The 25,317-nt window shown below is 61.3% G+C and carries 19 protein-coding genes and 1 tRNA gene; 11 read left to right on the forward strand and 9 right to left on the reverse strand.

Annotated features, from left to right (window positions below):
* Nucleotides 1–21: 21 nt before the first annotated feature.
* The 5 genes from ABRP66_RS05310 to ABRP66_RS05330 are packed head-to-tail and all read right to left on the reverse strand — an operon-like array spanning nt 22 to nt 5,659.
* Entirely contained in the window at nt 22–636 is a 615-nt protein-coding gene (locus ABRP66_RS05310; RefSeq protein ID WP_284783445.1) for a hypothetical protein, read from the reverse strand.
* Between the two features lie 32 nt (nt 637–668).
* Nucleotides 669–1,649: a hypothetical protein gene (locus ABRP66_RS05315; RefSeq protein ID WP_284783443.1), complete on the reverse strand. Its 981-nt coding sequence runs from the start codon at nt 1,647–1,649 to the stop codon at nt 669–671.
* 31 nt (nt 1,650–1,680) lie between these two features.
* Nucleotides 1,681–3,213, reverse strand: a complete 1,533-nt coding sequence (gene purH, locus ABRP66_RS05320; protein ID WP_284783442.1) for a bifunctional phosphoribosylaminoimidazolecarboxamide formyltransferase/IMP cyclohydrolase — start codon at nt 3,211–3,213, stop codon at nt 1,681–1,683.
* A gap of 27 nt (nt 3,214–3,240) precedes the next feature.
* Nucleotides 3,241–3,849, reverse strand: a complete 609-nt coding sequence (gene purN, locus ABRP66_RS05325; protein ID WP_284783469.1) for a phosphoribosylglycinamide formyltransferase — start codon at nt 3,847–3,849, stop codon at nt 3,241–3,243.
* Nucleotides 3,850–3,871: 22 nt separating this feature from the next.
* The gene (locus ABRP66_RS05330) at nt 3,872–5,659 is read right to left on the reverse strand and encodes a cell division protein PerM (protein ID WP_284783441.1); all 1,788 of its coding nucleotides are present in this window, start codon (nt 5,657–5,659) and stop codon (nt 3,872–3,874) included.
* 517 nt (nt 5,660–6,176) lie between these two features.
* Between ABRP66_RS05330 and ABRP66_RS05335 the strand changes: the two genes are divergently transcribed.
* From ABRP66_RS05335 to ABRP66_RS05345, 3 genes are all read left to right on the forward strand, one after another.
* Nucleotides 6,177–6,932: a M23 family metallopeptidase gene (locus ABRP66_RS05335; RefSeq protein ID WP_284770605.1), complete on the forward strand. Its 756-nt coding sequence runs from the start codon at nt 6,177–6,179 to the stop codon at nt 6,930–6,932.
* A gap of 247 nt (nt 6,933–7,179) precedes the next feature.
* A complete protein-coding gene (locus ABRP66_RS05340) occupies nt 7,180–8,820 on the forward strand; it encodes a histidine-type phosphatase (RefSeq protein WP_349838421.1) in 1,641 nt (546 codons plus the stop codon).
* A 424-nt stretch (nt 8,821–9,244) separates the two neighbouring features.
* Nucleotides 9,245–10,003 carry a M23 family metallopeptidase gene (locus ABRP66_RS05345; protein WP_284783439.1) on the forward strand — a complete coding sequence of 253 codons (759 nt, stop codon included), beginning with the start codon at nt 9,245–9,247 and terminating at the stop codon, nt 10,001–10,003.
* Here the strand turns inward: ABRP66_RS05345 and pcrA are convergent.
* Complete coding sequence (pcrA, locus tag ABRP66_RS05350) at nt 10,000–12,531, reverse strand: DNA helicase PcrA (protein ID WP_284783438.1); 2,532 nt, start codon at nt 12,529–12,531, stop codon at nt 10,000–10,002. The genes ABRP66_RS05345 and pcrA overlap by 4 nt on opposite strands.
* Nucleotides 12,532–12,649: 118 nt before the next feature.
* On the opposite strand from pcrA, the gene ABRP66_RS05355 reads away from it, so the two are divergent.
* The 3 genes from ABRP66_RS05355 (at nt 12,650) to pgi (ending at nt 16,120) form a co-directional block, all read left to right on the forward strand.
* The gene (locus ABRP66_RS05355) at nt 12,650–12,973 is read left to right on the forward strand and encodes a chorismate mutase (RefSeq protein ID WP_349838422.1); all 324 of its coding nucleotides are present in this window, start codon (nt 12,650–12,652) and stop codon (nt 12,971–12,973) included.
* A 65-nt stretch (nt 12,974–13,038) separates the two neighbouring features.
* On the forward strand, nt 13,039–14,385 hold the full coding sequence (locus ABRP66_RS05360) for a Na+/H+ antiporter family protein (RefSeq protein ID WP_349838423.1): 1,347 nt from the start codon (nt 13,039–13,041) through the stop codon (nt 14,383–14,385).
* A 97-nt stretch (nt 14,386–14,482) separates the two neighbouring features.
* Nucleotides 14,483–16,120 carry a glucose-6-phosphate isomerase gene (gene pgi, locus ABRP66_RS05365; protein WP_349838424.1) on the forward strand — a complete coding sequence of 546 codons (1,638 nt, stop codon included), beginning with the start codon at nt 14,483–14,485 and terminating at the stop codon, nt 16,118–16,120.
* A 203-nt stretch (nt 16,121–16,323) separates the two neighbouring features.
* Here the strand turns inward: pgi and ABRP66_RS05370 are convergent, their stop codons facing one another.
* From ABRP66_RS05370 to ABRP66_RS05380, 3 genes are all read right to left on the reverse strand, one after another.
* Nucleotides 16,324–16,749 (reverse strand): YccF domain-containing protein, encoded by a 426-nt coding sequence (locus ABRP66_RS05370; protein WP_284770599.1) that lies wholly within the window; start codon nt 16,747–16,749, stop codon nt 16,324–16,326.
* A 35-nt stretch (nt 16,750–16,784) separates the two neighbouring features.
* The gene (locus ABRP66_RS05375; RefSeq protein ID WP_284783429.1) at nt 16,785–17,591 is read right to left on the reverse strand and encodes a DNA-formamidopyrimidine glycosylase family protein; all 807 of its coding nucleotides are present in this window, start codon (nt 17,589–17,591) and stop codon (nt 16,785–16,787) included.
* 70 nt (nt 17,592–17,661) lie between these two features.
* Nucleotides 17,662–22,575, reverse strand: a complete 4,914-nt coding sequence (locus tag ABRP66_RS05380; RefSeq protein ID WP_284783427.1) for an Lhr family ATP-dependent helicase — start codon at nt 22,573–22,575, stop codon at nt 17,662–17,664.
* 35 nt (nt 22,576–22,610) lie between these two features.
* Here ABRP66_RS05380 and ABRP66_RS05385 point away from each other — a divergent pair, with 35 nt between their 5' ends.
* The 5 genes from ABRP66_RS05385 (at nt 22,611) to ABRP66_RS05405 (ending at nt 25,197) form a co-directional block, all read left to right on the forward strand.
* Complete coding sequence (locus ABRP66_RS05385) at nt 22,611–23,369, forward strand: 3'(2'),5'-bisphosphate nucleotidase CysQ (RefSeq protein ID WP_284783424.1); 759 nt, start codon at nt 22,611–22,613, stop codon at nt 23,367–23,369.
* A gap of 1 nt (nt 23,370) precedes the next feature.
* On the forward strand, nt 23,371–24,177 hold the full coding sequence (locus ABRP66_RS05390; protein ID WP_349838426.1) for a thymidylate synthase: 807 nt from the start codon (nt 23,371–23,373) through the stop codon (nt 24,175–24,177).
* A complete protein-coding gene (locus tag ABRP66_RS05395) occupies nt 24,177–24,707 on the forward strand; it encodes a dihydrofolate reductase (RefSeq protein ID WP_284783422.1) in 531 nt (176 codons plus the stop codon). Before ABRP66_RS05390 ends, ABRP66_RS05395 begins: the two co-directional genes overlap by 1 nt.
* Nucleotides 24,707–24,988 (forward strand): glutaredoxin domain-containing protein, encoded by a 282-nt coding sequence (locus ABRP66_RS05400; RefSeq protein WP_005279878.1) that lies wholly within the window; start codon nt 24,707–24,709, stop codon nt 24,986–24,988. The genes ABRP66_RS05395 and ABRP66_RS05400 overlap by 1 nt, the downstream gene beginning before the upstream one ends.
* 133 nt (nt 24,989–25,121) lie before the next feature.
* Nucleotides 25,122–25,197 (forward strand) — tRNA-Arg (locus ABRP66_RS05405).
* Nucleotides 25,198–25,317: the final 120 nt, after the last annotated feature.

A 25,317-nucleotide genomic window follows, 5' to 3' on the forward strand; every position in this document is an offset into this window, starting at 1 on the left:
TCGTTAACCACTTACCAGTGATTAACGTTGCCAGGATTGAGTAAAGTCCGCGGTGGCGGCCAGTCCGCCGCCTTCGCGCACGCTAATCCCGCTGGGGGTTACAACGATGGTCGATGGTGTGGCATCCACGTAGTAATTGCCGCCGTCTTGGCCAATGATTGACCCAGTAAATTCGCCACCAAAGATGGTCGAGCGGTACGTCAGGACGTTTCCCTGATTTTCACAGATAATGGCCCTGCCGTCTGGGCCTTTGCCGGCAAAGACGACGCGTTCATAACGGTGGCAATTGGCATAAGTATTGGCATCGGTCCAGCCGTATTCACCCAAGCCGTCGATGAGTTCATTTCCGCCGCCGTTATTGTTTTTTGGTGGCTGTGCCTGCTCCTGTTCGGTTTCGGTCACCGTCACCACGGGTGGTTCTTTCTCTTGAGTTTCCGGAGACTTTGTCGCCGACGAGGATTCTTCTGCTGCAGTATCCGTCGTGCTTTCGACGGTGGTCATGCCGCCATCGCCGGAAAAGTCGGGTTGATCCTCATCCGTGCCATTGCTGCATGCACTCAAAACGATGCCCGCGGTCGCTACCGCGCCGAGGTGCAGTCCCCAACGCAAACGTGGTGTTAGATGAAAATGCGGCATGATAAGTCCTTTCTCACAAGCCAGGGATGGAGCTAACAAGCTGGGGTGGGCCAAGCAACGTCGGCCTTGGAGAGATCAAGCGCCATGCCCGAAAGTAATGGTTGGGCGGAGGCGTACTGACCATCCGGGGCCGAGGCGATGAGTGCTACCGCCACCTCGCGGCCGCCGATGGTGGCAAGACCCATCTGCCGCACATCATAGCCGCCGGCGGTATCTGGGCCCCAGCCGCCTTTGAGGGCGGCCCCCTCTAGGTTGCGCAGGCCATAGCTTTGGGCGGGGTCGGGCGTAGACATCGCGGTGAGGATGGGCTCGGCACCGTTGACGCAGCGCAGCTTTGCCATGAACGCAGCCTGGTCGCCCACGCTCCACTGCGTTTGTCCAAAGGCGCTAAATTCCGGGCGGGTGACCTGGCTTTGTACCTGGGTGGTGGCATCGCCGGCATCGGCAAGCACTTGTTGCGCGGCCTGGGCGGCTTGTGCGCTGCCGCCCAGCGCGTCCCAGGCGGATTGAGCCGCCTCATTATTGGAATAGGTAATCGCAGACGTCACCACGTCGGGGCCGATGAGCCCTGCGCGATGGGCCGCGATGAGCACCGGCACCTTGGAGGTGGACCAGGCGGTTTCGGGCGCGGTGCGCCCGGCGGCAACGGTGGTGGTGCCATCCGATACCGCGATGCCTACATTGCCGTAGTTGGCGGCGATGCGGTCGAGCTCGCGCTGCAGGTCACCAGCCACAGCCGCCCCGTCGGCACCGGCTGAGTTCGCGGCATCTGACTGGGCATCGGCTGGCGCACCCTCGGCCTTCTCTGCGGCATCGCGAGGGCTATCCGCCGTATCCGCCGCGCTCTCCGTAGAGCGCGACGTTGTCTGCTTGGCGATGCCCGGCTCTGACTCCGTCTCCTGCTCGCCCTGCCCGCACGCGCTAAGACACAGCGCCCCGGCCAAAAGTAGGCCACCAAACGCCATGCGCCTCGGTGCAGTACGCCTCGGTGCGGTGCGGGTTGGTGCGAGCATGGCCAGGATCCTTAGGGTTCAGGCGCTAACGCTAGTGAGCGAAGTGGCGCGTTCCAGTGAGATACATCGTAACACCAGCGGCCTTAGCTGCCTCGATAACTTCTTCATCGCGGATGGAGCCGCCGGGCTGAACAACGGCTTTCACGCCGGCATCGAGAAGCACCTGCAAACCATCGGCAAAGGGGAAGAAGGCGTCGGAGGCGGCGAAGGAGCCTTGGGTGCGGTTGGTGGCATCGGCAAGCGTATTGGCGCGCTCGACCGCAAGCTTGGCGGAATCCACGCGGTTGACCTGGCCCATGCCCACGCCCACGGTCGCATTGTCTTTGGCCAGCAGAATCGCATTGGACTTGACCGCGCGCACCGTGCGCCAGGCGAATTCGAGCTGAGCCAAGTCCTCGTCGCTCAGGGCCTCGCCCGCTGCTAGGGTCCAGTTTTCGGGCTTATCGCCCTCGGCCTGGTAGGTATCCGGCTCTTGGCGCAGCACGCCGCCGGAGATGTACTTGCGCTCCTCGCCCTGTGCTTCTGGCTCGGCCAAAAGCACGCGCAGGTTTTTCTTGGACTGCAGAATCTCCAGCGCCTTTTCCTCATAGGCGGGTGCGACGATGACCTCGGTAAAAATACCCTTGACCTGCTCGGCCATCTCCTCGCTAACCTCGCGGTTGACGGCGATGACGCCGCCGAATGCGGACATCGGGTCGCAGGCATGCGCCGCTCGGTGGGCCGTAGCGATGGACTCGTCCGATACGGCGATGCCGCACGGGTTGGTGTGCTTGATAATAGCCACGCAGGGGCGCTCATGATCCCAGGCCGCGCGCCAGGCGGCATCGGCGTCCTGGTAGTTGTTGTAGCTCATCTCTTTGCCGTTGAGCTGCTTGGCATTGGCCAAGCCCTTGGTGCCAATCCGGGTGACGGTGGCGGCCTGGTGGGAGTTCTCGCCGTAGCGCAGCGAGGTGGTCTCCTCGCCGTCGCTGAGCTGGTCCACGAACCACGCGGAGACCACCGCATCATAATTAGCGGTGTGAAGGAAGGCATCGCGGGCGAGACCACGGCGCTGGTCAAGGCTAAAGCCCCCCTCTTCAACGGCCTGGGTTACCTCGCCATAGCGCGCCGGATCCACGACCACGGCAACGGACGGGTGATTCTTGGCCGCCGCGCGCACCATGGAAGGTCCACCGATGTCGATCTGCTCCACGCAGCCATCGAAGTCCGCGCCGGAGGCTACGGTTTCCTGGAAGGGGTACAGGTTGACCACGACGAGCTGGAAGGGCTCTACCTCAAGCTCGTTGAGCTGCGCCAGGTGGTCTTCCTTGCGAGTATCGGCCAGGATCCCGGCGTGCACGCGCGGGTGGAGCGTCTTGACGCGGCCTTCCAAGCACTCGGGGAAGCGGGTGAGCTTTTCAACCGGGGTGACCTCGATTCCCAGGTCTGCAATCTTCTTGGCGGTGGAGCCGGTAGAGACAATCTCTACGCCTGCCTTATCAAGTGCGCGGGCCAGATCCTCCAGCCCTGTCTTGTCGTACACGCTAATGAGTGCGCGCTTTACCTGCTTGCGGTCTTCGCTCATGAGGAGGATTAAGCCTTTCGAAAAGTCTTAGTCTGCGAGTTGAATAAAAAGTTCCTCGCCGCGGGGCTGCGCCGCGCGCAGCACATCGACGATGAGTTCGCGCTCTACCTTTTTAATGCGTTCGTGGAGGCTGGCCTCATCATCGTCTGCCCGCACGGCCACCGGCCGCTGCGCAATGATGGAACCGGTATCCACGCCCGCGTCCACGAAATGGACGGTAGAGCCTGTGACCTTCACGCCATACTCCAACGCATCGCGCACCCCGTGCGCGCCCTTAAACGCAGGCAATAACGCCGGGTGGGTATTGATGGTGCGGCCTTCGAAGCGGCGGAGGAAGCCCTCCCCCAAAATCTTCATAAAACCTGCAGAAACAACAATGTCTGGCTGCGCAGCACCTACTGCATCAGCCAGACATGTATTCCATTCGGCACGGTCGGCGCCCATTTCCACGATCTCAGTATCGATATCGCGTTCTCGGGCGCGGTCAATACCTCGACACGGCTTATCCGCTACCACCTTCACCACACGGTAGTGCTCATCTTGGGCATCCAAGATGGCTTGCAAAAGCGAGCCCGTCCCAGAAACAAGCACGACAACTCGTAGGCGGTCAGTAGCATCAGTAGCGCGTGGTGGCATCGGTGAAGTCACGCGCTATAGCCTAGTCCCTCTTCCCGCTTTCAGTAGAATCTGCCGCTTCCGATTGGGGTGCTTCGCCGCCTTCTACCGCACCAGCGCCGTGCTCGTCTGCGTCCTCTTCCACGATCTCACCTTCCAGGATCTCGGGGTCTTCAGCTGCTTCGTGCTCGCTGCTTTCCGATGCCCCCTCTTTCCCACCATCGCCCGCGGCGTCCTCCGCATCAGCGCCGTCGTCGCCGTCTTCGACGACCTCCCCTTCGATGACCTCGTCCTCGGCGGTGTCTGCGGTGTCCGTGGATTCTGCGGCAGCATCATCGTAGTCGGCTGCGTCGTCCGCGTCATTCGCCGCTGACTCGGAGTCCTCACCGTCACTCGATTCCGATTCGTCCTCGTCCTTGTCCGTGTCGCTCTCGCCCACATCGGCATCAGCATCGTCGCCATCAGCCTCATCGGCCTCGGCCTTGTCTGCATCAGGCTGCTCTGCATCAGCGGTGTTCTCGGAAGCGGTATCTTCTGCAGACTCTGCAGCGTCTTCTGAATCCTCTTCGGCGGACTCCGCCGCCGAAGACTCCACCTCGGCTGCGCGGGCGTCGCGCCAGTTCATGAGCGCAAAGGCCGCCGCGACGGCCAAGCCCACCAGGGCGATCCACAGCGCGGCGAGGCCGGCAGCGGTCCACAGGTGCGGGCCAGTGTGGCCGTAGTAGCCCAGCGTGCCGCTGACGAGGTAGCACGCGAAGAACATGATGACCGCGGTAGCCACTGTGGCTGCGAGCGCCTTCTGGAAGGATGGGCGCTTCTTATACAAGGACAGCGTCGCGGCGATGAGGGGAACCACCATGAACACAACCGCCCACCCCGGCGAGGAAGCCGGGATGCCACCAGTAATCGGTAGCGGTGGCAGCGGAACAAGGTGTGTACTAAAGAGGCTTACCTGTGCCTCCCCTGCCGAAAACTCCGAGCCCACCAGCACTGCCCCGGTACTGACGATGGCATTGGGGATATACAGCAGGCTCAACAAAATAAGGGTGAAAATGCCCAGCCCAGAGATGGACGGATATTCATCCATCATCTCCCCTTGGCGCGAGAAGTTGACGATGAAAACGAGCACGAAGACTACCGCCGCACCAATGGCGAGGTAGGCAAGGTAGCGCAGGGCGATAAGGGCGGCATCGACAAGCAGCGGCGGGGCGTCATAACGCTTGGCCAAGGCACGCCACAGGCGGGCGCCCATGCCAGCCGCCATCGCGGCCAAGTGCACGACGATAACCCGGGCCAGCGCGGCAGCAAGGTTGGGCGGGGACACATCGAAGACCTTGCCGGCATCCCACAACATCACCCAAGCAATGCAGGTCAACACCACGGGAACGCCCACCACGCAAGCGACAAGTATCGCCAGGTCCTTCACGCTGACTTTGTGTTTCACCGCGGCGCGCACGCGCACCGCCACCACCGTGGCGAGGATGAGGGCGGGCAAGGCTGGGAGGAACGACAGGTCCACCCCGGCCGCGGATACCGGCGCGAGGTTAAAGACCATCCAGGCTTCCGCCACAATGGTGGGCAACCACGCGAGCGGTGAGCCGAAAAGCAAGAGCGCACCGAAAGCGAGCGCCACAATAATAAGGACGACAATAATATTCGGCAGCGCCGCCGACATGAATAATTGGCGAATGCGCCCGGCCTTCGTCAGCGGAGCCGGCGTGCGACGGGCCTTCGCCTTCGACCCGGCTTTGCGGGCGACGCGTTCTGCAGAATTATGTGGCTTCTGCGTCGCGGTGGCGTGGGGTGCACGAGGGGCGCGCTCTGTCTGCACTGTCCGGCCCCGCGCCTGGCTACGCGGGCGGGGCGTTGACCGAGATTGGGGGCTGGTGTTTTTGTTCATCGGCGTCCACTTTGCCACCTTTTCCGCGCGGTAGCGGGGTGGCGCGACGAGGCACCTCCAAAATCACCGTGGACTTCTTCAGTAACTACTGTAGACATATATATAAGGAATGAAGTTTTCCCCCTTATCCCCCACTGGTCACAGTAATTTCATGCGGGGGCGCTTCCACAACCGGCACCTAAGGTGCACTATTACAGACTCGGGGCTACCGCGGGGGCTTGGCTTTAAGAGATCTATATCGCACCATGCGTAAAATTCTCCAGAAGTTGCCTGCATGTAGGCTTATTCCAGATCGGCCCGAGAAAAAAACAACTTTTGGCTTGCTGTTATCTTTTTGAGACGCTACTGTTACATCTCGTTGGTAACAAGAAGGTCACAATCTCGTAACTACCCCAGAGACGATGTAACGCTCTTTTTGAAGATTGTGAAAGATACGAAAGAAGATTTAATGCGAAGCAAAGTTCAGCGTGGCGCCGGCCGCCATCGCAAGATTGTCACCTCGCAGACCACCAAGGGTCGTATCGCTGTCATGACCGTTGCAGCCGGTGCCGTATCCACCGCCGGCGTAGGCGGCGCAGCTGCCGCTAACGTTGAGTCCGACAACACTGCAACTACCACCACCAAGACGCAGTCTGTTGACTACAAGCTTGCCGCTGATACTTCCGAGGTTAACAACGCCCCAGCAGGCTCCTCCGATGCTGCACCGCAGATCCTCAACGTTGCTGAGGCAAAGCCGGTCACCAACTTGGTGGACCAGCTGAGCAAGTCCATCCAGGCTTCCGCTGACCGCGCCGCCGAGGACCTTGCCGCTCGCGCCCCCTCCATTGCCCGCCCCGCTGAAGGCGCCTTCACCTCCGGCTTCGGGCCGCGCTGGGGTTCGTTCCACGCCGGCGTTGACATCGCCAACGCCATTGGAACCCCCATCTTCTCCATCATGGACGGCACCGTTATCGATTCCGGCCCTGCCTCCGGCTACGGCCAGTGGATCCGCATCCTCCACGATGACGGCACCATGACCGTCTATGGCCACATGCAGACCCTCGACGTTGCCGTGGGCGAGCACGTGCGTGCCGGCCAGAAGATAGCCGGTATGGGCTCCATGGGCTTCTCCACCGGTTCTCACCTCCACTTCGAGGTTCACCCGAACTCCGGTGACGCCGTTGACCCACAGGCATGGCTGGCCGAGCGAGGCATCCAGCTCTAAGAGCCTTCTTCCCTTCTTGTTAAAGCGCCGCAGACATCCTCTGCGGCGCTTTTGCTATACCTACTGTCTCATCCACCTCCGCTCGCTCGCAGCAGCAGAATTCAATCCCAATTCGCGGATGCGTCGCACACTCCGCCGAGAGCCGAAAAGTATTCCCGCAATTTACCTACATGCCATGTGATTGCAAGATGCGGCCCTTAAGCTGTCAGCTGTCTTTTTATCCAGCTCTCCAGCAAGGAATACTCATATGCGTACACGCACTCTCTCCCTCATCACTGCCCTGAGCTGTACCCTCGCGCCCGCACCAGCTCTAGCTTCCGAAGGCGCCACCTACTACTCCACCAAGCAGCATTACCAGCCACAGGGATCAAGCTACGCCGAAGCCCCCAGTGGGTTTCACCAGATTTACACCTCAACGGTAGATCGCCACGGATCCCGCGGCCTATCAAGCTTTAAATACGATGACCTCGCGCAGCAGATGCTGGAGTATGCCCAACAACGCGATCAGCTTACCGAGCTCGGTACAAAGCTCATCCCGCAAGTAGAGGCCATGATAGCGGTAAACCGAGAGCTATCCGGTGGCCCTGGCCAAGAAGCCGGTTATGGAAACCTGACGGAAGTGGGACGAGAAGAGCTCAGGGGCATCGGCAAGCGCAATGCACAGCGCAATGCGGAGCTACTGGGATCGATTGCCGCCGAGGACCTCAAGGTGAGCTTCACTTCCTCTGGAGAGGACCGCGCCAATGACTCTGGGTGGAACTTCGGGGAAGGTCTACTGGAACAGTCCCCTTCACTGGCCACACACTTGGACGATGACACGAAAGATGGCCACGTTAATATCGCCGCACGCCCTGACCTGATGTACGCACACAAGGATAAAAACGCTGCATCCTATCAGCGCTATACAGAGTGGAAGGACTCTCAGGCTTTACAGGAAAAACTACAACAGGCCTACGCCAAGCCAGAGTCGCAGCAGGCTGCACGCAGCTTGCTGGCTAAGATTTTTACGCCAGAATTTATCAACGGTTTAGCAGATGGCTCCGTTCGCTTTTCCGCCCGAGAAAAGGACGATAAATCCGTTGAGGGCATCGTTGACGCCGCCTTGCAGTTCTACAACCTCTACATCATCGCTCCAGCTTTGGAGCACGAGGAAAAGGCCCCGGCGGAGGGGTGGATCTTTGATGAGTACATGGACGATAACAGCGGACCAACCTTTGCGTACCTGCTTGACGTAGAAGACTTCTATGAGAAAGGCCCGGCTATCCAGGGCCAGACGATTGCCTACGACAACTATGAACCACTGCTTGAGGAGATGATTAGAAACGTTCAGGACCGCGCTGCTGGCGGCGACGTGGCGGCCAATTATCGCTTCGGCCACGCCGAGACCATCATCCCGCTGGCTGCCCTACTGAAGCTGCCTGGTTCCGAACAAGGTGTCCCAGAGGATGATTTATACAGCTGGGATAACTCCGCATGGCGTGGTGATACCGTCTCCCCGATGGGCGCGAATATTCAATGGGACGCATTCCAAAATGATCGCGGAGAGACCCTTGTGCGGATGCTCTACAACGAAAAGGAAATCCCGTTCCACGATGGCTGTGAGCCTATTGCCGCTGACTCAACGTTTTATACTATCGAGGAGCTCGCCGATTGCTTACCCTTAGGCTCCACCTCAGATCACTCTCAAGCCCACCTCATGGATGCTGAAGACGCTGCAGATCACCAACTACCGGTTGCTGATTCCCTCTCTTCCAAGCCGCAGTTCTGGGGGATCATCGGTGTCATTGCGGGCGCACTGGCCATCAGTATAGGAATCGGTGCGGTCAACGCTTTCGGCCCACAAATTCAACAACAACTGCACAAATTTGGTAGCCAGCTCCCCTTCTAACGCCCTTAGGAATGACCCTGCCCGACAGGGACCCCAAGACGCTTTCAGCCGAGTCCAGTACAGGGCCTTGTCGCAGGTAAATGGCAGTTTTCCGGCTCGACACCGACAAGCCCATCCCAGCACCCCCGCCAGCTACCCCCAGAGCTTAAACCAGTACTTCAAACCCGCAACTTTGGCCACTTTCGTAACACGCGCAACAAGCTGGCATGTTCGAAACTTTTCGAATAATCGTGGTTTCTACCAGCATTTTTCCAGATTGCGCGGTACCCATGGGCAGGCTAACTTTTAACTCGTTGCCACAAGCGACCACCAAATGGGGTATTTCCATTCCCTCGGCGTGTCGCACAGGGCAGTTGAAAGACGCGAAACCTTCAAGGTTTGCGCGCCTCGAGACCATGCACAGCCATGAAAAGGACTTAAACTTATGAAGCGCATGAACCGCGCACGCAGGAATGTAGCGCTAAGCATCATCACGCTTGGCACCGTTTTTGCTACCGGCACCTCCGCTTTTGCTGCTGATCCAGTGGCCAGCGTGGACGTTTCCAATGGCTCCTCTGAGCCGCAAGCCACCAACGTTGATAACGCAGGCGTGATCGACGCCGCCGTCGGCCTCGCAAATACCGCCGTTGGTGTACTCAACGGCGATGCGGTCCCGGAATTTAGCCAGAATGAATCCGGCGGAGTCAACATCGTCTTGGACCCCTCCTCCGTTCCAGGCCTGCGGGAAGCCTTCGCTCCCGAGGGAGACCGCTCCGGGCTGACCCCTGAGCGTGGCAAGGACGCCGCTGGCAATACGGTGGTCTTTCCCACCTCCGGCACCTTGACCTCGGGTTTCGGTATGCGCTGGGGCGCGATGCACAACGGCATCGACGTCGCTAACCCAGTCGGAACCCCGATCTACTCCGTCATGGACGGCACAGTCATTAACTCCGGTCCAGCACAAGGCTTTGGCAACTGGATTCGCATCCAGCACGTCGATGGCAGCATCTCTGTCTACGGCCACATGCCCGCCAACTCGCTGCGCGTCAATGTGGGAGACCACGTTTCTGCCGGCGACCACATCGCGGACATCGGCAATGAGGGCCGCTCCACCGGCCCGCACCTGCACTTCGAAATCCACCCAGGCGGCGGCGCAGCCGTTGACCCAGTGGGCTGGTTCGACGAGCGCGGGATTTCGGTCTAGAGCTTTTCCATCGGCACACCGCCGATGAGCATGAGCCGCACCTTGCCAGAGGAACCGAAGTCCACGGTCACCGTGGCGCGGGCGCCGGAACCGGCCGTTTCAATCACGGTTCCAAGCCCGTACTTCGCGTGATTGACGCGGTCTCCTACAGCAAGGTTGAGGTTCTTATTCTTCGGCATGGAATTAGCTGCAGGCTGGCGAGTGCGTTGCGAAGGGGAAGACGTAGCGCGCTGGCCAAACCCAGCACCCCCACCGCCGGAATAGCCGCCGCTAGAACCGCGGCGATAGCTCCGGCCATATTGATAGTCATCGGCTCCCCAGTAACCGGTGAGATCACTATCAGAATCCTCTCGCCGCCAGTCGATGAGATCCTCTGGGATCTCGGCGAGGAAGCGACTGGCGGGATTGGTTACCGGATTGCCCCACGCAGAGCGCAAGATGGCGCGCGTGAGGTACAACTTTTCGCGGGCGCGAGTAATGCCCACGTAGGCCAGGCGGCGCTCTTCGCTTAATTCCTTCGGGTTACCCAGCGAGCGCATGTGCGGGAATTGGCCGTCCTCCCAGCCTGCGACAAAGACGACGGGAAACTCCAAGCCCTTGGCCGTATGCAGGGTCATCATGGTCACTACCCCGGTCTCAGAATCCGGAATCTGATCCGCATCCGCAACTAGGGAGACCTTCTCCAAAAAGGCTTGCAACGAGCCCGGCGCGGCTTCGCCTTCTTCTAATAGCTCATTGGGTTCGACGGCATCCGCACCAGCAGCGGCCAACTGGTTGGCAGCCTCCGAGGTAAATTCGCGGGCTACGGACACCAGCTCATTGAGGTTATCGAGGCGCGCGCCGTCCTGCGGATCATTGGAGTTTTCTAGCTCCGCCTTATAACCGGTGGCATCCAGGATTGCGGTGAGCAGTTCGCCCAAATCGGGCTGGCCGGTCACCTCATCGCGCATGCCTGGGATTTGTGCGCGGATTCCATCCATCATGTCGTTGAATTTGGTAACGGCATTAACGGCGCGGGTGCCGAGGCCGGGGACGTCGCCCCGGGGGACATCGGCAAGCGCCTTGCCAAAGCTTATCCCCTGGTTTTCCGCGTGCAGGGCAATCTGGCCCTGGGCCTTATCGCCGATGGCGCGCTTGGGGACGTTGATGATGCGGCGCAGGCTCACCGTATCGTCGGGGTTATCCATAATGCGCAGGTAGGCCACCATATCGCGGATTTCGCGGCGTTCGTAAAAGCGCGTTCCGCCAACGACCTTGTAGGGAATGCCGGAACGAATGAAGATATCCTCCAGCGCACGGGAGGCATTATTGGTCCGGTACATCACGGCGATATCGGAGTAGCTGTGGCCCTTATCCGCCAGCGCATCAATCTCCGCGGCGATAAAGCGGGCTTCATCGTGCTCATTATCCGCCACATACCCCACGATGGATTCGCCATCGCCGTGCGCGGTCCACAGGTTTTTCTCCCGCCGGTTCTCATTTTTCGCAATCACGGCATTGGCCGCGTTCAAAATGGTCTGCGTGGAGCGGTAGTTCTGCTCCAATAAAATGGTGTGTGCCTGCGGGTAATCGCGCTCGAATTCCTCGATATTGCGGATAGTGGCGCCGCGGAAGGCGTAAATGGACTGATCGGAATCACCCACTACGCACAGCTCTGGGGCATCGGGGCCCAGCTCGCCCTTGCCCACCAACGCTGCAACCAGCGCGTACTGGGCGTGGTTGGTGTCCTGGTACTCATCAATCAGCACGTGCTTAAACCGGCGGCGATAAAACTCCACCACCTGGCGGTGCTCGGTGAAAATGCGCACTACTTCCCCGATGAGGTCATCAAAGTCCACCGCATTGGCCGCGCGCAGGCGGCGCTGGTACTCGACGTAGACATCCGCCACGGTTGTCTCAAACGGATTCTTGGTCTGCTGCGCCTTTTCTGCCGCCTCAGCCGGGCCCACGAGCTCGTTCTTATGGTTGGAGATCTGGTTCGCCAGCACGCGCGGGGTGTATTTCTTCAGATCCAGCTGCATGTCCTTGGCAATCATGGATAAAAGCCGGCGGGCATCGTCGCCATCATAAATGGTGAAGTTGGTATTTAGTCCAGGTACAAGCTGCGCGTTCTGGCGCAGGATGCGCACGCAGATGGAGTGGAAGGTGGACACCCACATGCGCTCGGCCACCGGACCTACCAGAGAGCCCACGCGCTCTTTCATCTCCGCGGCGGCCTTATTGGTAAAGGTAATGGCGAGGATTTCCCACGGGTTAACCCCGCGATGGCGCATAAGGTACGCGATGCGGCGAGTCAGCACCGCGGTCTTACCGGAACCCGCACCGGCGACGATCAGCAGGGGCCTGCCGGTGTGGGTAACCGCCTCTAATTGCTGCGGGTTCAATCCTTGGGTTAAAGGATCGGATTCCGCGGGCCTGGGCGTGCTACCAAAGGGATTCTGGCTAGGGGCAAAGCCGCCACGGGAGGTAGTGCCAGATGCGGGTTCGCGCGGGGTGGAAGAAGGGCTAAATGGAGAGTTATTCGTCATAATGCCTACCAACCTACTAGCCCCACCGGACATGGCCCGTATTTGCGGCGTACACAGCGTTTTCTAAATACCTAACCGAGTGGCACCTTGGCACGGCGAAGTGGCACAATAAGAGACCATGACCGCTGAAAATAATGAATCCATCGTTGACAATGGCTTGGATATCCGCACGCCCACTGGCACGGATGATCCCCTATCTGATGCGGAAATCCAGCAGTATCGCGAGGAAATCAACCGCCTGGATCAGATCATCTTGAATGCGGTCAAGCGCCGTACAGAGGTCTCCCGCGCGGTGGGTCGCACCCGCATGAGCTCCGGCGGCACGCGCTTGGTACACACCCGCGAGATCGCCATCCTCAATGAGTTTCGCGCGGAACTTGGGGAGGAAGGCCCCACCATCGCCTCTGCCCTACTGCGCATGGGGCGCGGCCGTCTGGGGTAAAGCCATCACTCAACCCCTCGGATTAATTACGAGCTCACCCATACTATGCAGTACGCTTTCGGGGCATGAATGCAGTACTCATCGCCGTCATCGTCATGCTCGCGCTTGCCCTCCTGCGCGTGCACGTGGTGGTGGCGCTTTTCATCGGTGCAATCGTCGGCGGCCTCCTATCCGGCATGGGCCTGGATGCCACCATGGTCGCCTTCCAGGACGGGCTCGGCGGCGGCGCCAAGATTGCCTTAAGTTATGCCCTCTTGGGCGCCTTTGCGATGGGTGTTGCCTCCGCCGGGCTACCGCAGATCCTGGCCAGCTTTCTCATCGCCAAGCTCGGCGGCACCGGTGAATTAGATCCCAAGGCCGCGGCCACCACCAAGTGGATGCTCGTTCTTGGCCTTATCGCCATGGCCGTGATGAGCCAGAACCTCATCCCCGTTCACATTGCCTTCATCCCGCTGCTCGTCCCGCCGCTATTGGCGGTGATGAATAAGCTAAAGCTGGATCGCCGGCTTATCACCACGTGCCTGACCTTCGGCCTTATCACCACCTACATGTTCATTCCGGTGGGATTCGGGTCCATCTATTTGAACGATATTTTGCTCTTCAATATTGAAGAGGCGGGCCTGGATACCTCCAATATCAATATTATGCAGGTCATGGCCATCCCCGCCCTGGGCATGCTCGCCGGCCTGCTCATCGCCATCTTTATCAGCTACCGCGCCCCGCGCGAGTACGAGGACCGGCCTATTGCCGCTAAAGAGCACCAGGAAACACCCTCGACGTATAAAATCTGGGTCTCCATCCTGGCGATTATTGCCACCTTCGCCGTCCAAATCATCATGCAGACGCTCGATTTCGAATCCGATGGCCTGCTCGTCGGCGCCCTGACCGGCCTGGGTATCTTGCTCATTTCCGGCGCGGTGGATTGGAAGCACGCCGATGACGTTTTTACCAACGGCATGAAAATGATGGCGCTTATCGGCTTTATCATGATCACCGCGCAGGGCTTTGCCTCCGTCATGACGGCGACGGAGGAAGTCGGCCCGCTTGTCGATGCCACCGCCAACCTCTTTGGCACCAATAAGTTTCTCTCCGCAGGCGCCATGCTTTTAGTCGGCCTGGTGGTCACCATGGGTATCGGCTCGTCCTTTTCCACCTTGCCCATCATCTCCGTTATCTACGTTCCCCTGTGCGCCTCGCTCGGCTTTAGCCCCGCGGCCACGGTAGCGCTCATCGGTACGGCAGGCGCGCTTGGCGATGCCGGCTCCCCCGCCTCCGATTCCACCCTCGGCCCCACCGCCGGCCTCGGCGCCGATGGCCAACACGATCACATCCGTGACTCCGTCATCCCCACCTTTATCCACTTCAATATCCCTCTCCTTATCGCCGGCTGGGCGGGCGCCCTCATCCTCTAAATGCCACACTCTTCGCGGTGCCGTTGGCACTCATTCTCGACTACGGTGGGAGGGGTACACATTGCCAATGCGCTCGTCGCCAGAAAGGCCAATTGCCATGGATATCACCGCATCGCCCCAGTGGAAAGACCTGGTCAAGGTATTTGAAGATAAGCAGGACATGCTCCTGCGCGATCTCTTCGCCACAGACGCGAACCGCGCCGAGAACTACACCTTCGACGCCGCCGGCCTGCACGTGGATTTATCCAAAAACCTCATCGATGAAGACATCCTCCAGCACCTAGTCGAGGTCGCCCGCGCCGCCGATGTGGAAGGCCGCCGCGATGCCATGTTTGCAGGCGAGCATCTCAATAACACCGAGAATCGCGCTGTGCTGCACACCGCCCTGCGCCTGCCGGCAGAAGATGACCTGCACGTCGATGGCCAAGATGTCGCCGCCGATGTCCACGAGGTCTTGGGCCGCATGCGCGATTTCGCCACCGCCCTGCGCTCCGGCTCTTGGTTGGGGCATACCGGCCACACCATTAAAAAGGTGGTCAATATCGGCATTGGCGGTTCTGACCTCGGCCCCGCCATGGCCGCAGAGGCTCTGCGCTCCTATGAGGTGGCCGGCATTTCCGCGGAGTTCGTCTCCAACGTGGATCCTTCCGATATGGCCGCCACCTTGGACGGGCTCGATGCCGGCTCCACCCTTTTTATCGTTTCCTCCAAGTCCTTTACTACGCAAGAAACCCTGACCAATGCGCACGCGGCCCGCCGCTGGCTCATCGATCAATTCGATGGCGATGAATCCGCCGTAGCCAAGCACTTCGTGGCCGTATCCACCAATGCGGAGCAGGTGGAGAAATTCGGCATCGATACGGACAACATGTTCCCGTTCTGGGATTGGGTGGGCGGTCGCTACTCCCTCGATTCCGCCATCGGCCTGTCCTTGATGTGCACCATTGGCCCGATGGACTTCATGCGCTTGTTGGAAGGTTTCCACGCCATGGATGAGCACTTCCGCACCACCCCGCTAGAGCGCAATGTGCCCGTTCTTATGGGCCTGCTGGGCATCTGGTACACCAATTTCTTTGGCGCCCAAACCCACGCCGTCTTGCCGTATGCGCAGGACCTCGGCCGCTTCCCGGCCTACCTACAACAGCTGACCATGGAATCTAACGGCAAGTCCGTGCGCCGCGATGGCACCGCGGTCACCACTGGAAACACCGGCGAAATTTACTGGGGCGAGCCGGGTACCAACGGCCAGCACGCCTTTTACCAACTCATGCACCAGGGCACCCGCCTCATCCCGGCGGACTTCATCGGCTTTGCCCGCCCCAAGGAGGATTTCCCCACCGCGGACGGCACCGGCTCGATGCATGACTTGCTCATGGGCAATTTCTTCGCCCAAACCAAGGTGCTGGCCTTTGGCAAGACGGCTGAAGAAATCGCCGCCGAGGGAGTTGACGAAGACCTCGTACCGCACAAGGTGATGCCGGGCAACCGGCCCACCACCACGATTATGGCCGAGGAGCTTACCCCCTCCACCCTGGGCGCGCTCATTGCGCTCTACGAGCACATCGTCTTTACCCAGGGCATCATCTGGGATATCAACTCCTTCGACCAATGGGGCGTGGAGATGGGCAAGCAGCAGGCCAATGACCTGGCCCCTGCCGTCTCCGGCAGCCAAGAGGTAGATTCCGGCGACCAGTCCACCGATAAGCTCATCGGCTGGTACCGCGCCAACCGTTAGTTCCGGCCCGAGCGTGCCCGTGCCCAGGCGCCCCGGGCACGTAAAAGTGTCCAAAACAACCGCGTTCTTAAAAATATCGCCCTCAAAAAGAGACAAACGCGGTTGTTTTGGACATGTTCGTGCCTAAGCACCACAGATCACTAAAGCGCCCAGCCGCGAAGCAACATTTCGCTTCGGGCCGGGCGCTTTCAGGCGAGGTGAATTTACAGCTTCACCATGGGCTGCCAGCCGGCCGGGATGTTCTTCGAGCTAACAACCTTGCGGCCGAAGGGGAAGCAGGTCACTGGAATCATCTTGAGGTTGGCCCAGGCAACGGGGATACCGATGATGGTAATCGCCTGGATGACGGCGGTCACGACGTGGCCGATGGATAGCCACAGACCAGCGATGACGAACCAGATGACATTGGAGATGGAAGACATTCCGCCGGTGCCCTTGCGGGGCTCAACCACGGAGCGGCCGAACGGCCACAGGGCGAACTGACCCATGCGGAACGAGGCCACGCCCGCCGGAATCGTCACGATGAAGATGCAGGCGATGATGCCGAAGAGGAAGTAACCCAGCGCAAGAACGATGCCGCCGGAGAGTAACCAGATGATATTAAATACAAGATTTAGTAGTGATCGCATGCCCGCCAGCTTAGCGCGAAAAGCGTAAAGGAACCTTAGAGCGGCTGGCAGTGCGGGCAGAACCAGATGATGCGCTCTAATTCTCCCTCATCCCCGCCGCGGTCAACGCCGCCCAGGGAATCTTTCTGAATAATGGTGCCGCAGCGCCGACAGCGCTTGCGGTTGCGCCCAAAGACATAGGTGGTCTCCCCGGCCCGGCGCACGCCGGTGGTCACGCGGATGGGCGAGTTCCGGTTGGCCCACATGATGCGCTTGCCGATGTCCAATACCTGTTCCACATCCACTTCTGCCACCGGGGTGGCCGGGTGAACGCCGGCGAGAAAGCAGATTTCGGCGCGGTATTCATTGCCAATGCCCGCCACGACCTTCTGGTCTAATAGCGCCGTGCCGATGCTGCGCTCGGGTCGCGCGCGCAAGCGGCGCACCGCCTCTTCGCGGTCCCAGTCGGGGTCCAAGATATCCGGGCCAAGGTGCGCGATGCGGCTAAAGTATTGATCCGCGTCGAAGATATCGACAATGCCCAACCAGTGGCCCACCAGTTCAATATCGCGCGGTGAATGGGCTAGCTGCAGCACGATGCGCGCGCTATGGCCGGGCTTGCGCCAGCGGTCGCCGGCGTAGTGGATGGCCCAAGTGCCCTCCATTTTTAGGTGGGTGTGCACGATGGTCTGGTCGAATTGCATGAAGAGGTGTTTGCCATACGGCCACACGCGCTCACAGATGGTGCCGATGAGGTTAACGGTGGCGTGCTGCGGTACGCGCACGGAACAGCCGGTGACCTCGCGCCCGGCCATAAACTGCAGCCGGCGCGAAAGTTGTAGGACGGAATCGCCTTCGGGCATGGGGGCTGGCCTCCTTCCGTGGGCCTCAGACACTGTGGCCCCACCAAAATACACCTGCAGGCAGGTGGCGCTAGCGACGGTACCCGCCGCGCGGGCGGAAGCCACCGGAGTTGCGAGGTGGCGGGGGCGGGGGCGGATCGTCGAAGCTGAGCTCCTCGATGGCCTCGGAGGCGCGCCTGCCGCCGCGCAGGCCACCGCTCGAGCCACCCCGTGAGTCAACAAGCGAACTGCCGCGCGCTCCGCTCTGCGGAGCGCGCGGCGGGGCGGCCTGCCCGGCAATGCGTATGCCCTTTGGGGTAATGCCTGCCCCGAGCGAGCGCAGGATATTAGCCGCTGGGGTGTGGTGGATGGGGTTACCATTGCACTTTTCAATCACCAGCGGCGACATGTGCCCGGCGGCGATGAGTTCTACGAGCGAGGACAGGAGGCGGGCGTAGACGTCGGTGGTCTCGATTCCACCGGGCAGGGCGTCGATGAACGTGGTCAAGGTCTTGCCGCCGCGGGTGAGGTGGGCGATGGGGAGGCCATCGCACAGCACGACCAGTGCCCCGGCGGAGCGGGCCGGCCCGCCGGTGGCTTTGCCATCGGCATCGTCGCGCTGCGGCCAGGGTAACGCCGCGCCGTAGGGGTTAGCGGGATCCACGGCGGCGAGCACGAAGGTTTCTGGATCGGTGGTGCCAGACGGCCAGCCGGTGACATCGGGGGAATCCGCCAGGCCGCGGAGGCGATCGATAATGGCCGGGGTGGAAAATTGCGCGGCGCCGAGATCCTCAATGACATAGCCGCGCATGGCCTTGCCGGATTCCTCAAAGCCGGACAGGACCTTATAGGCCAGGGCGAAGCCACCGAGGACGTCTTCTGCCACCACGGAACCGCGGGTGACCACACCGTAGCGATCCAGCCAGGCCTCGCCGTGTGCCACGGACCGCGAGGTGGCATCTTGGGCGGCGGGCACCGCCAGCGACCAGCGTCCGAGCATATCGGGTGGGGTCTGGCCGGCTCCTCCGTTGGCGTTTTGGGTCTGGGCGAACGAGGTGCGGCCCATGCGCAGCCGCGAGCGCGTGGGCCGCCGCTTGGAGCGGTGGGCGGTAGAACCGCGGCCGGCACGGGAGGCCCCTCGCCCGCCTGACGATAAGCGCGTGCGGATGGGTGCGAAGGAATCCGGGCTGGCCAGGCCCATTTCCACCAGCCCCCAGAGGGCCTCGCGAGTCTCCTCGGCGGTACCGGGGACCTCGGCGGCGATATCGGAAAAGAGGAAGCCGCCGCCGCGCTCGAGCACGCCTAAAATGGCGCGCTGCAGCATGCTTACGCCCTCCGGATCGGTTTCGGGGGCGAGCTGGGCGGCGTAATCGGTAGGCAGCAGCATCACCCACGGGTCGGCTGCCCCGGCCTTTCCGGCGCCGACGATCATCACCTCGCCATTGGCGGTTAGCTCATCTAGCATGCGGGGCGAATAATCCCCCACGCGGGCGGGCAAAATGATGGATTCCCAGGCAGAAGCCGGCAGGCGCACCCCGGCGAGCTGCTCGATAGCGGAAAATACGCCATCGGCACCGCGGAGTGCCGGCCGCTTCCCTGCGGGCGCAATGCCGTGCCATTCCGGGAGGAAGCGGGCGAAGGCGGCGCCGGAGACCGGCTCGGTATCCGCGCGCGCAGCCGCAAGCGAGCGCGAGCGAATGGTCTTTAGCACCTCGGCGGCGCAGTACTCCTGCTCCTCTATTCCCTGACGATAATGGCCCTCCACGATCGAATCCAGGCCTGTCAGGGTGGTGTGTGCAGCGGAGACGGAAATTCCGAAGGCAGCGGTTAAGTCCGCGAGCACGAACGGGCCGCGGGTGCGCGCCCAGCGGCTGATGAGCTGTGGGAGGGCATCGGCAAGCGTGGCGACCTGGGCGGGGATGCCGGGAGGGATGGGAACACCGAGGGCATCGCGAAGCAGCGCCGCGTCCTGGGACTGGGCAAGGTGCTCGCACCCTCCGATGCGCACCCGCATAATGCGCGAGCCCAGGCTATCCAGGGCCGCTAAGGGAACATCCGTATGCTCGCCCAACTCCTCGACCGGGATGGGGCCAAGCACGCGGAGTAGATCTGCGACCTCCTCGGTGGTGCGCGCCCGGCGCGAGGGTGCGGTGCGCTGCAGCTGGGCATGGACCTCATCGATGATCGCGGGATCCAAGAGCTCGCGCAGCTCCACCGTGCCAAGCAGCTTGGCCAAAAGCGCCGGGTCAAGGGCAAGGGCTGCCGCCCGCTTTTCCGCCAGCGGGGAATCGCCCTCGTACATGAAGGCGCCGGTGTAATTAAAAAGCAGCGAGGAGGCAAAGGGCGAAGGCTGATCCGTGGTGACCTCCGCAATTCGCACGCGGCGGTGCCCCAGATCGCGCATGACCTCCTGCAGCGCCGGCACATCGTAGACGTCCTGCACGCACTCGCGCACCGTTTCCAAAATGATGGGAAAGGACGGGTACTTGCGGGCGACGTCCAAGAGCTGCTCGGCGCGCTGGCGCTGCTGCCATAGCGGGGCGCGCTTGCCGGGATTGCGGCGGGGCAAAAGCAGCGCGCGGGCCGCGCACTCGCGGAAGCGGGAGGCAAAGAGCGCGGAATTGCCCACCTGCTCGGCCACGACATCGGCAATATCGTCGGCGTCGAAGGCAAAAATCGTGCCATCAGGATCGGCCTCGCCCTCGGGCAGGCGCAGCACGATGCCATCATCGCCGGCCACCGCCTGCGGGTCCATGCCGGTGCGCTCCCCCACCCGCGCACCCACCGCCAAGGCCCAGGCGGAGTTAACCGGCCGGCCAAAGGGCGTATGCAGTACCACGCGCCAGTCCCCCAACTCATCCTTGAAGCGCTCGAGCACGAGCGTCTTTTCATCCGGAATAATGCCGGTGGCCTCCTGCTGTTCGCGCAGGTAGGACAAGATATTGCTGCGGGCATTCTCATCAGCATCCGCGATAATGCTCGGGTCCGTATTCACCTCGCGGCGGTACTCGCCCAAGGCCTGGCCCAGCTCATAGGGGCGCCCGGCGCCATCGCCATTCCAAAATGGCAGCCGGCCCGTATGCCCCGGCGCGGGCGTGACTAGGACCTGATCGCGGGTGATCTCCTCGATGCGCCAGCTGGTCGCGCCCAAGGTAAAGACATCGCCCACGCGGGATTCATAAACCATTTCTTCATCAAGCTCGCCCACCCGGCGCGGGGCCTTCCCAGACTCCCCACCGCTATAGAGGAAGACGCCAAACATTCCCCTATCCGGGATGGTGCCGCCGCTAGTCACGGCTACTCGCTGCGCCCCTGGGCGCGGGGTCATCACACCGGATACCCGGTCATAGACCACGCGGGGTTTTAGCTCCGCAAAATCCGTGGATGGGTAAACGCCGCTGACCAGATCAATCACGGAATCATAGACCTCGCGGGCCAGCTCGCGGTAAGGATGGCTGCGCTTGACGGTGTCATACCAGTCATCCGCGCTTAAGCCTTCCTCGCCCGCTGCAGCGACCGCCGCCACGGTCTGCTGCGCGAGCACGTCCAGCGGGTTGCGCGGGGTATGCATCTTTTCAATCATTCCGCCGCGCATGCGCGCAACCGTCAGCGTGGATTGCACCAGGTCCGCGCGGTGCTTGGGATAAAACGCGCCGTGCGATACCGCACCCACATGGTGCCCGGCGCGGCCCACGCGCTGCAGGCCCGAGGCCACCGAGGGCGGTGATTCCACCTGCACCACCAAATCCACCGCGCCCATGTCAATGCCCAGCTCCAGCGAGCTCGTGGCCACCACGGCTTTCAGCGTGCCTTCCTTTAGCATCGTTTCCGTCATGGCGCGCTCGTCCTTGGATACCGAGCCGTGGTGCGCCCGCGCGATGACTGCCGGCGCCTTGCCCGCAACGTGCGAGTGCGCCATCAGCTGGGCGGGATCGCGCCGGGTTTCCGGCGAGAGCGAATCCGGGTCATATTCCTGCGCGTATAGCTCGTTAAGCCGGCTGGTCAGGCGCTCGGCGCTGCGCCGCGAGTTCACAAAGACTAGCGTGGAGCGATGCGCCATGATGTCTGCATAAAGGTCCTGGGTAATAAACGGCCAGATGGAATTCGCGGTGGGCAGCGCGGTGTCTTCTTCCCCGCCGAATTCCTCCATGCCGTCCCCGCTGCCTTCCGGCCCGCCGGTAATGCCGATGGCATCATCGACGGTGAGCTCCCCAATGGTCGAGCCCGCCTCCGGCGTGGGAAGAGCCGACATATCCTCTACTGGCACGCGCACGTCCAGGTCCCACTTCTTGTGGGCCTCCGGCGCCACGATTTCCACCGGGCGATTGCCTCCCAAGAAATCCGAGACTGCCGAAAGCGGGCGCACCGTGGCAGAAAGCCCGATGCGCTGAAAGTCGCCCGCAATTTCTTGCAGGCGCTCCAGCGTGAGGGCGAGGTGCGCGCCGCGCTTGGTGCCGGCCAGCGCGTGGATTTCATCGATGATGACGGTATCAACGGTTTTCAAAATCCCCGCCGCCTTTGAGGTCAGCATCAAATATGCCGATTCCGGGGTGGTAATGAGGATATCCGGCGGCTTGCGCACCTGCCGGGAGCGCTCTGCCGAGGGTGTATCGCCCGAGCGCACGCCCACGGAAATATTCGGTGCCTCCAGGCCCAGCTTTTCCGCGGTGCGCGCAATGCCAGTGAGCGGCGCCCGCAGGTTATTTTCCACGTCCACGCCCAGCGCTTTGAGTGGCGAGATATACAACACCCGCACGCCGGTGGCGGAGCCTGCGGCGTTTCCTACCGGCAGGGCCAGTTGTCCTTCGCGCGCCACCAGGTTATTCAGCGCCCATAAGAACGCCGCGAGCGTCTTACCAGAACCCGTGGGGGCAACCATTAGGGCGTGATCCCCGCGGGAAATCTTGTCCCAGGCCTGGGCTTGTACCGCGGTGGGAGCGGCAAAAACGTCCTGGAACCACCGCGCCACTTGGGGGCGAAAGCGCTCGAGGATGTTTTCTGGCATGACCACACTCTAGTCCCCGTTGTAATGTGGGCACCATGACCGTCGAGATTTCTGATTCCCGCCTGACCAATTCGCTCGCCCAAGGCTGCGGCGAGATTTTAAAGGGCGTGCGCAATGGTGGCCTGCTGCGGGGCCTTTCGCTTGGCGATGCCGGAGATGATGCCGCCCAAGAATGGATCGCCCGCGTATTAGAACAGCACCGGCCCGGCGATGGCGTGCTCTCTGAGGAAGCCTCCGATGACCTTGCCCGGCTAAAAAAGAAGCGCGTCTGGATCGTGGACCCGCTTGACGGCACCAAGGAATTTGCCACCGGCCGCCAGGACTGGGCGGTGCACATCGCACTCATTGAGGACGGTACCCCAGTCCATGCCGCGGTGGGCCTGCCGGATTACGGCGTCACCTTCAAGTCCTCCGATGTGCGCGCCGTCGCCGGCCCGCTATCCAAGAAATTCGTCATCTCCCGCAATCGCCCGCCCAAGGTGGCCGGCTATATCGCAGAAAAGATGGGTTACGAGACCGAGGGCATAGGCTCTGCCGGTGCTAAGGCCATGCACGTGTTGCTTGGTGATTATGACGGTTATATTCACGCCGGCGGCCAATACGAATGGGACCAGGCCGCCCCGGTCGGCGTTGCCATGGCAGCCGGCCTGCACTGCTCCCGCCTCGATGGCAGCCCCATTACCTTCAATAACGAGGACACCTTCATCCCCGATCTGCTCATCTGCCGCCCCGAGCTCAAAGACGAGATTCTAGAGCACGCCGCGGCCTTTGCCGAGGAGAATGGCGGCTTCTAAACTGGTGCCTATGATTGAGACTCCTTATGAGGATCTCCTCCGCCGCGTCCTCGAAGAAGGCACGGCCAAAGGCGATCGCACCGGCACCGGCACGCGCTCCATTTTCGGCGCGCAGCTGCGCTATAACCTTGCGGAATCCTTCCCGTTGCTGACCACGAAGAAGGTCTACTTTCGCGGGATCATCGGCGAGCTGCTGTGGTTCCTGCGTGGCGATTCCAATGTGAAATTCCTGCAGGATAATAACGTGCGCATTTGGAACGAGTGGGCCGATGAGAATGGCGATTTGGGCCCGGTCTACGGCGTGCAGTGGCGCTCCTGGCCCACCCCGGATGGGAGGCACATCGACCAAATCCAGCAGGCACTCGACACTTTGAAGAATAACCCGGACTCGCGCCGCAACCTGGTCTCCGCGTGGAATGTATCGGAGCTCGACCAGATGGCGCTTATGCCCTGCCACCTGCTCTTCCAGCTCTACGTGGCCAATGACACGTTGTCGCTGCAGGTCTACCAGCGCTCAGCAGATATGTTCCTGGGCGTGCCCTTCAATATCGCCTCCTATGCTGCGCTGACCCACATGTTTGCCCAGCAGGCCGGCCTCAAGGTGGGCGATCTCATCTGGACCGGCGGCGATTGCCACATCTACAACAACCACATGGAGCAGGTACAGCAGCAGCTTTCCCGCGAGCCGCGCGAATACCCGCAGCTGAAACTCAACAAGGCGAAGGACCTCTTCTCCTATGACTTCGCCGATTTTGAGGTGCAAGGCTACGACCCGCACCCGGCCATCAAGGCGCAGGTGTCGATCTAATGCTCGGCGCGATCTGGGCGCAGTCCCTGGACGGCATCATCGGCGATGGCGCGCAGATGCCCTGGCACGTGCCGGAGGACCTCAAGCACTTCAAGGACGTCACCATGGGCGCGCCGGTCATCATGGGCCGCAAGACCTGGGAGTCCCTCAACCCCAAGTTCCGCCCCCTGCCCGGCCGGGACAATTACGTGCTCTCCTCGCGCGCGCCCGGCACGTGGTCAACTGGTGCTACGGTGGGCAGAACGATGCCCGCGCTTGCCGATGCCTGGGTTATCGGCGGCGGCCAAATCTACACCGCCGCCTTGGACCAGGTGGACCGCATCGAGGTCACTCTCATGGGCGTAAACATCGGCGATATTTATGGCGAGGATGCCGTCTTTGCCCCGGATATCCCCGATACGTTCGGCTTGGCCTACAGCACGGACTGGCTTACCTCTGACAAAGGGCATTTAGAACTTCCCGAGCAGCCGGCCAGCGAGCTCCCCATGAAATACCGCTTTTTAACTTACGATAGAAAGGACGCAGCATAATGACTGTACAAGCACCCGAAACCAACGCCGATGTCACCATCTTCTACGCCGACTGGTGCCCATTTTGCGCCAAGCTCATCAAGAACTTGGACCGCACCGAAACCCCATACGAGCTCGTGGACGTAGAAGGCGATAACGCCGATGACATCAACGAGTGGATCAAGTCCGTCAACGACGGCAACCGCATCATCCCCACCGTCTTGTACTCCGACGGCACTCACGAGACCAACCCGCCCGCATCCTCCGTGCGCAACAAGCAGGAAGAGCTGGCAGGCGCCTAAACCTCATAGCGAAGGCTGCCTGTCCGGCTCGGGCTCATCCACCCACCCCATACAATTAGCCGCGCACGCAGCCTTTTGGGGCGCACTCGCGCCCCACTGCTATGATGATCCGAGTTGCATGAGCAACATCCCCGCCCCAGTAGCTCAGGGGATAGAGCACGGCTCTCCTAAAGCCGGTGTCGGTGGTTCGAATCCACTCTGGGGCACCATTGTCATGAGTCGCGACATGCTTGACAGGTCAGTCGCGACATAGTTGACAAACCGGCATCTCAGTCGTTTTTGTTCTGGGGTGCCGGTTTTTCGTGTTTTGGGTCTAGGGGTGGGTCGCC

The organism is Corynebacterium sp. KPL2680, from assembly GCF_040225675.1.
In the GTDB taxonomy this organism is placed as follows: Bacteria; Actinomycetota; Actinomycetes; order Mycobacteriales; family Mycobacteriaceae; genus Corynebacterium; species Corynebacterium rhinophilum.

What these genes read in the sequence shown, in the direction of transcription:
- ABRP66_RS05395 (WP_284783422.1), top strand. Translation starts at nt 24,177, where the DNA reads ATGCTCGGCGCGATCTGGGCGCAGTCCCTGGACGGCATCATCGGCGAT.
- pcrA (WP_284783438.1), bottom strand. Translation starts at nt 12,531, where the DNA reads ATGACGAATAACTCTCCATTTAGCCCTTCTTCCACCCCGCGCGAACCC.
- purN (WP_284783469.1), bottom strand. Translation starts at nt 3,849, where the DNA reads ATGCCACCACGCGCTACTGATGCTACTGACCGCCTACGAGTTGTCGTG.
- ABRP66_RS05345 (WP_284783439.1), top strand. Translation starts at nt 9,245, where the DNA reads ATGAAGCGCATGAACCGCGCACGCAGGAATGTAGCGCTAAGCATCATC.
- ABRP66_RS05360 (WP_349838423.1), top strand. Translation starts at nt 13,039, where the DNA reads ATGAATGCAGTACTCATCGCCGTCATCGTCATGCTCGCGCTTGCCCTC.
- ABRP66_RS05400 (WP_005279878.1), top strand. Translation starts at nt 24,707, where the DNA reads ATGACTGTACAAGCACCCGAAACCAACGCCGATGTCACCATCTTCTAC.
- ABRP66_RS05310 (WP_284783445.1), bottom strand. Translation starts at nt 636, where the DNA reads ATGCCGCATTTTCATCTAACACCACGTTTGCGTTGGGGACTGCACCTC.
- ABRP66_RS05335 (WP_284770605.1), top strand. Translation starts at nt 6,177, where the DNA reads ATGCGAAGCAAAGTTCAGCGTGGCGCCGGCCGCCATCGCAAGATTGTC.
- ABRP66_RS05315 (WP_284783443.1), bottom strand. Translation starts at nt 1,649, where the DNA reads ATGCTCGCACCAACCCGCACCGCACCGAGGCGTACTGCACCGAGGCGC.
- ABRP66_RS05370 (WP_284770599.1), bottom strand. Translation starts at nt 16,749, where the DNA reads ATGCGATCACTACTAAATCTTGTATTTAATATCATCTGGTTACTCTCC.
- purH (WP_284783442.1), bottom strand. Translation starts at nt 3,213, where the DNA reads ATGAGCGAAGACCGCAAGCAGGTAAAGCGCGCACTCATTAGCGTGTAC.
- ABRP66_RS05385 (WP_284783424.1), top strand. Translation starts at nt 22,611, where the DNA reads ATGACCGTCGAGATTTCTGATTCCCGCCTGACCAATTCGCTCGCCCAA.
- ABRP66_RS05355 (WP_349838422.1), top strand. Translation starts at nt 12,650, where the DNA reads ATGACCGCTGAAAATAATGAATCCATCGTTGACAATGGCTTGGATATC.
- pgi (WP_349838424.1), top strand. Translation starts at nt 14,483, where the DNA reads ATGGATATCACCGCATCGCCCCAGTGGAAAGACCTGGTCAAGGTATTT.
- ABRP66_RS05375 (WP_284783429.1), bottom strand. Translation starts at nt 17,591, where the DNA reads ATGCCCGAAGGCGATTCCGTCCTACAACTTTCGCGCCGGCTGCAGTTT.
- ABRP66_RS05380 (WP_284783427.1), bottom strand. Translation starts at nt 22,575, where the DNA reads ATGCCAGAAAACATCCTCGAGCGCTTTCGCCCCCAAGTGGCGCGGTGG.
- ABRP66_RS05340 (WP_349838421.1), top strand. Translation starts at nt 7,180, where the DNA reads ATGCGTACACGCACTCTCTCCCTCATCACTGCCCTGAGCTGTACCCTC.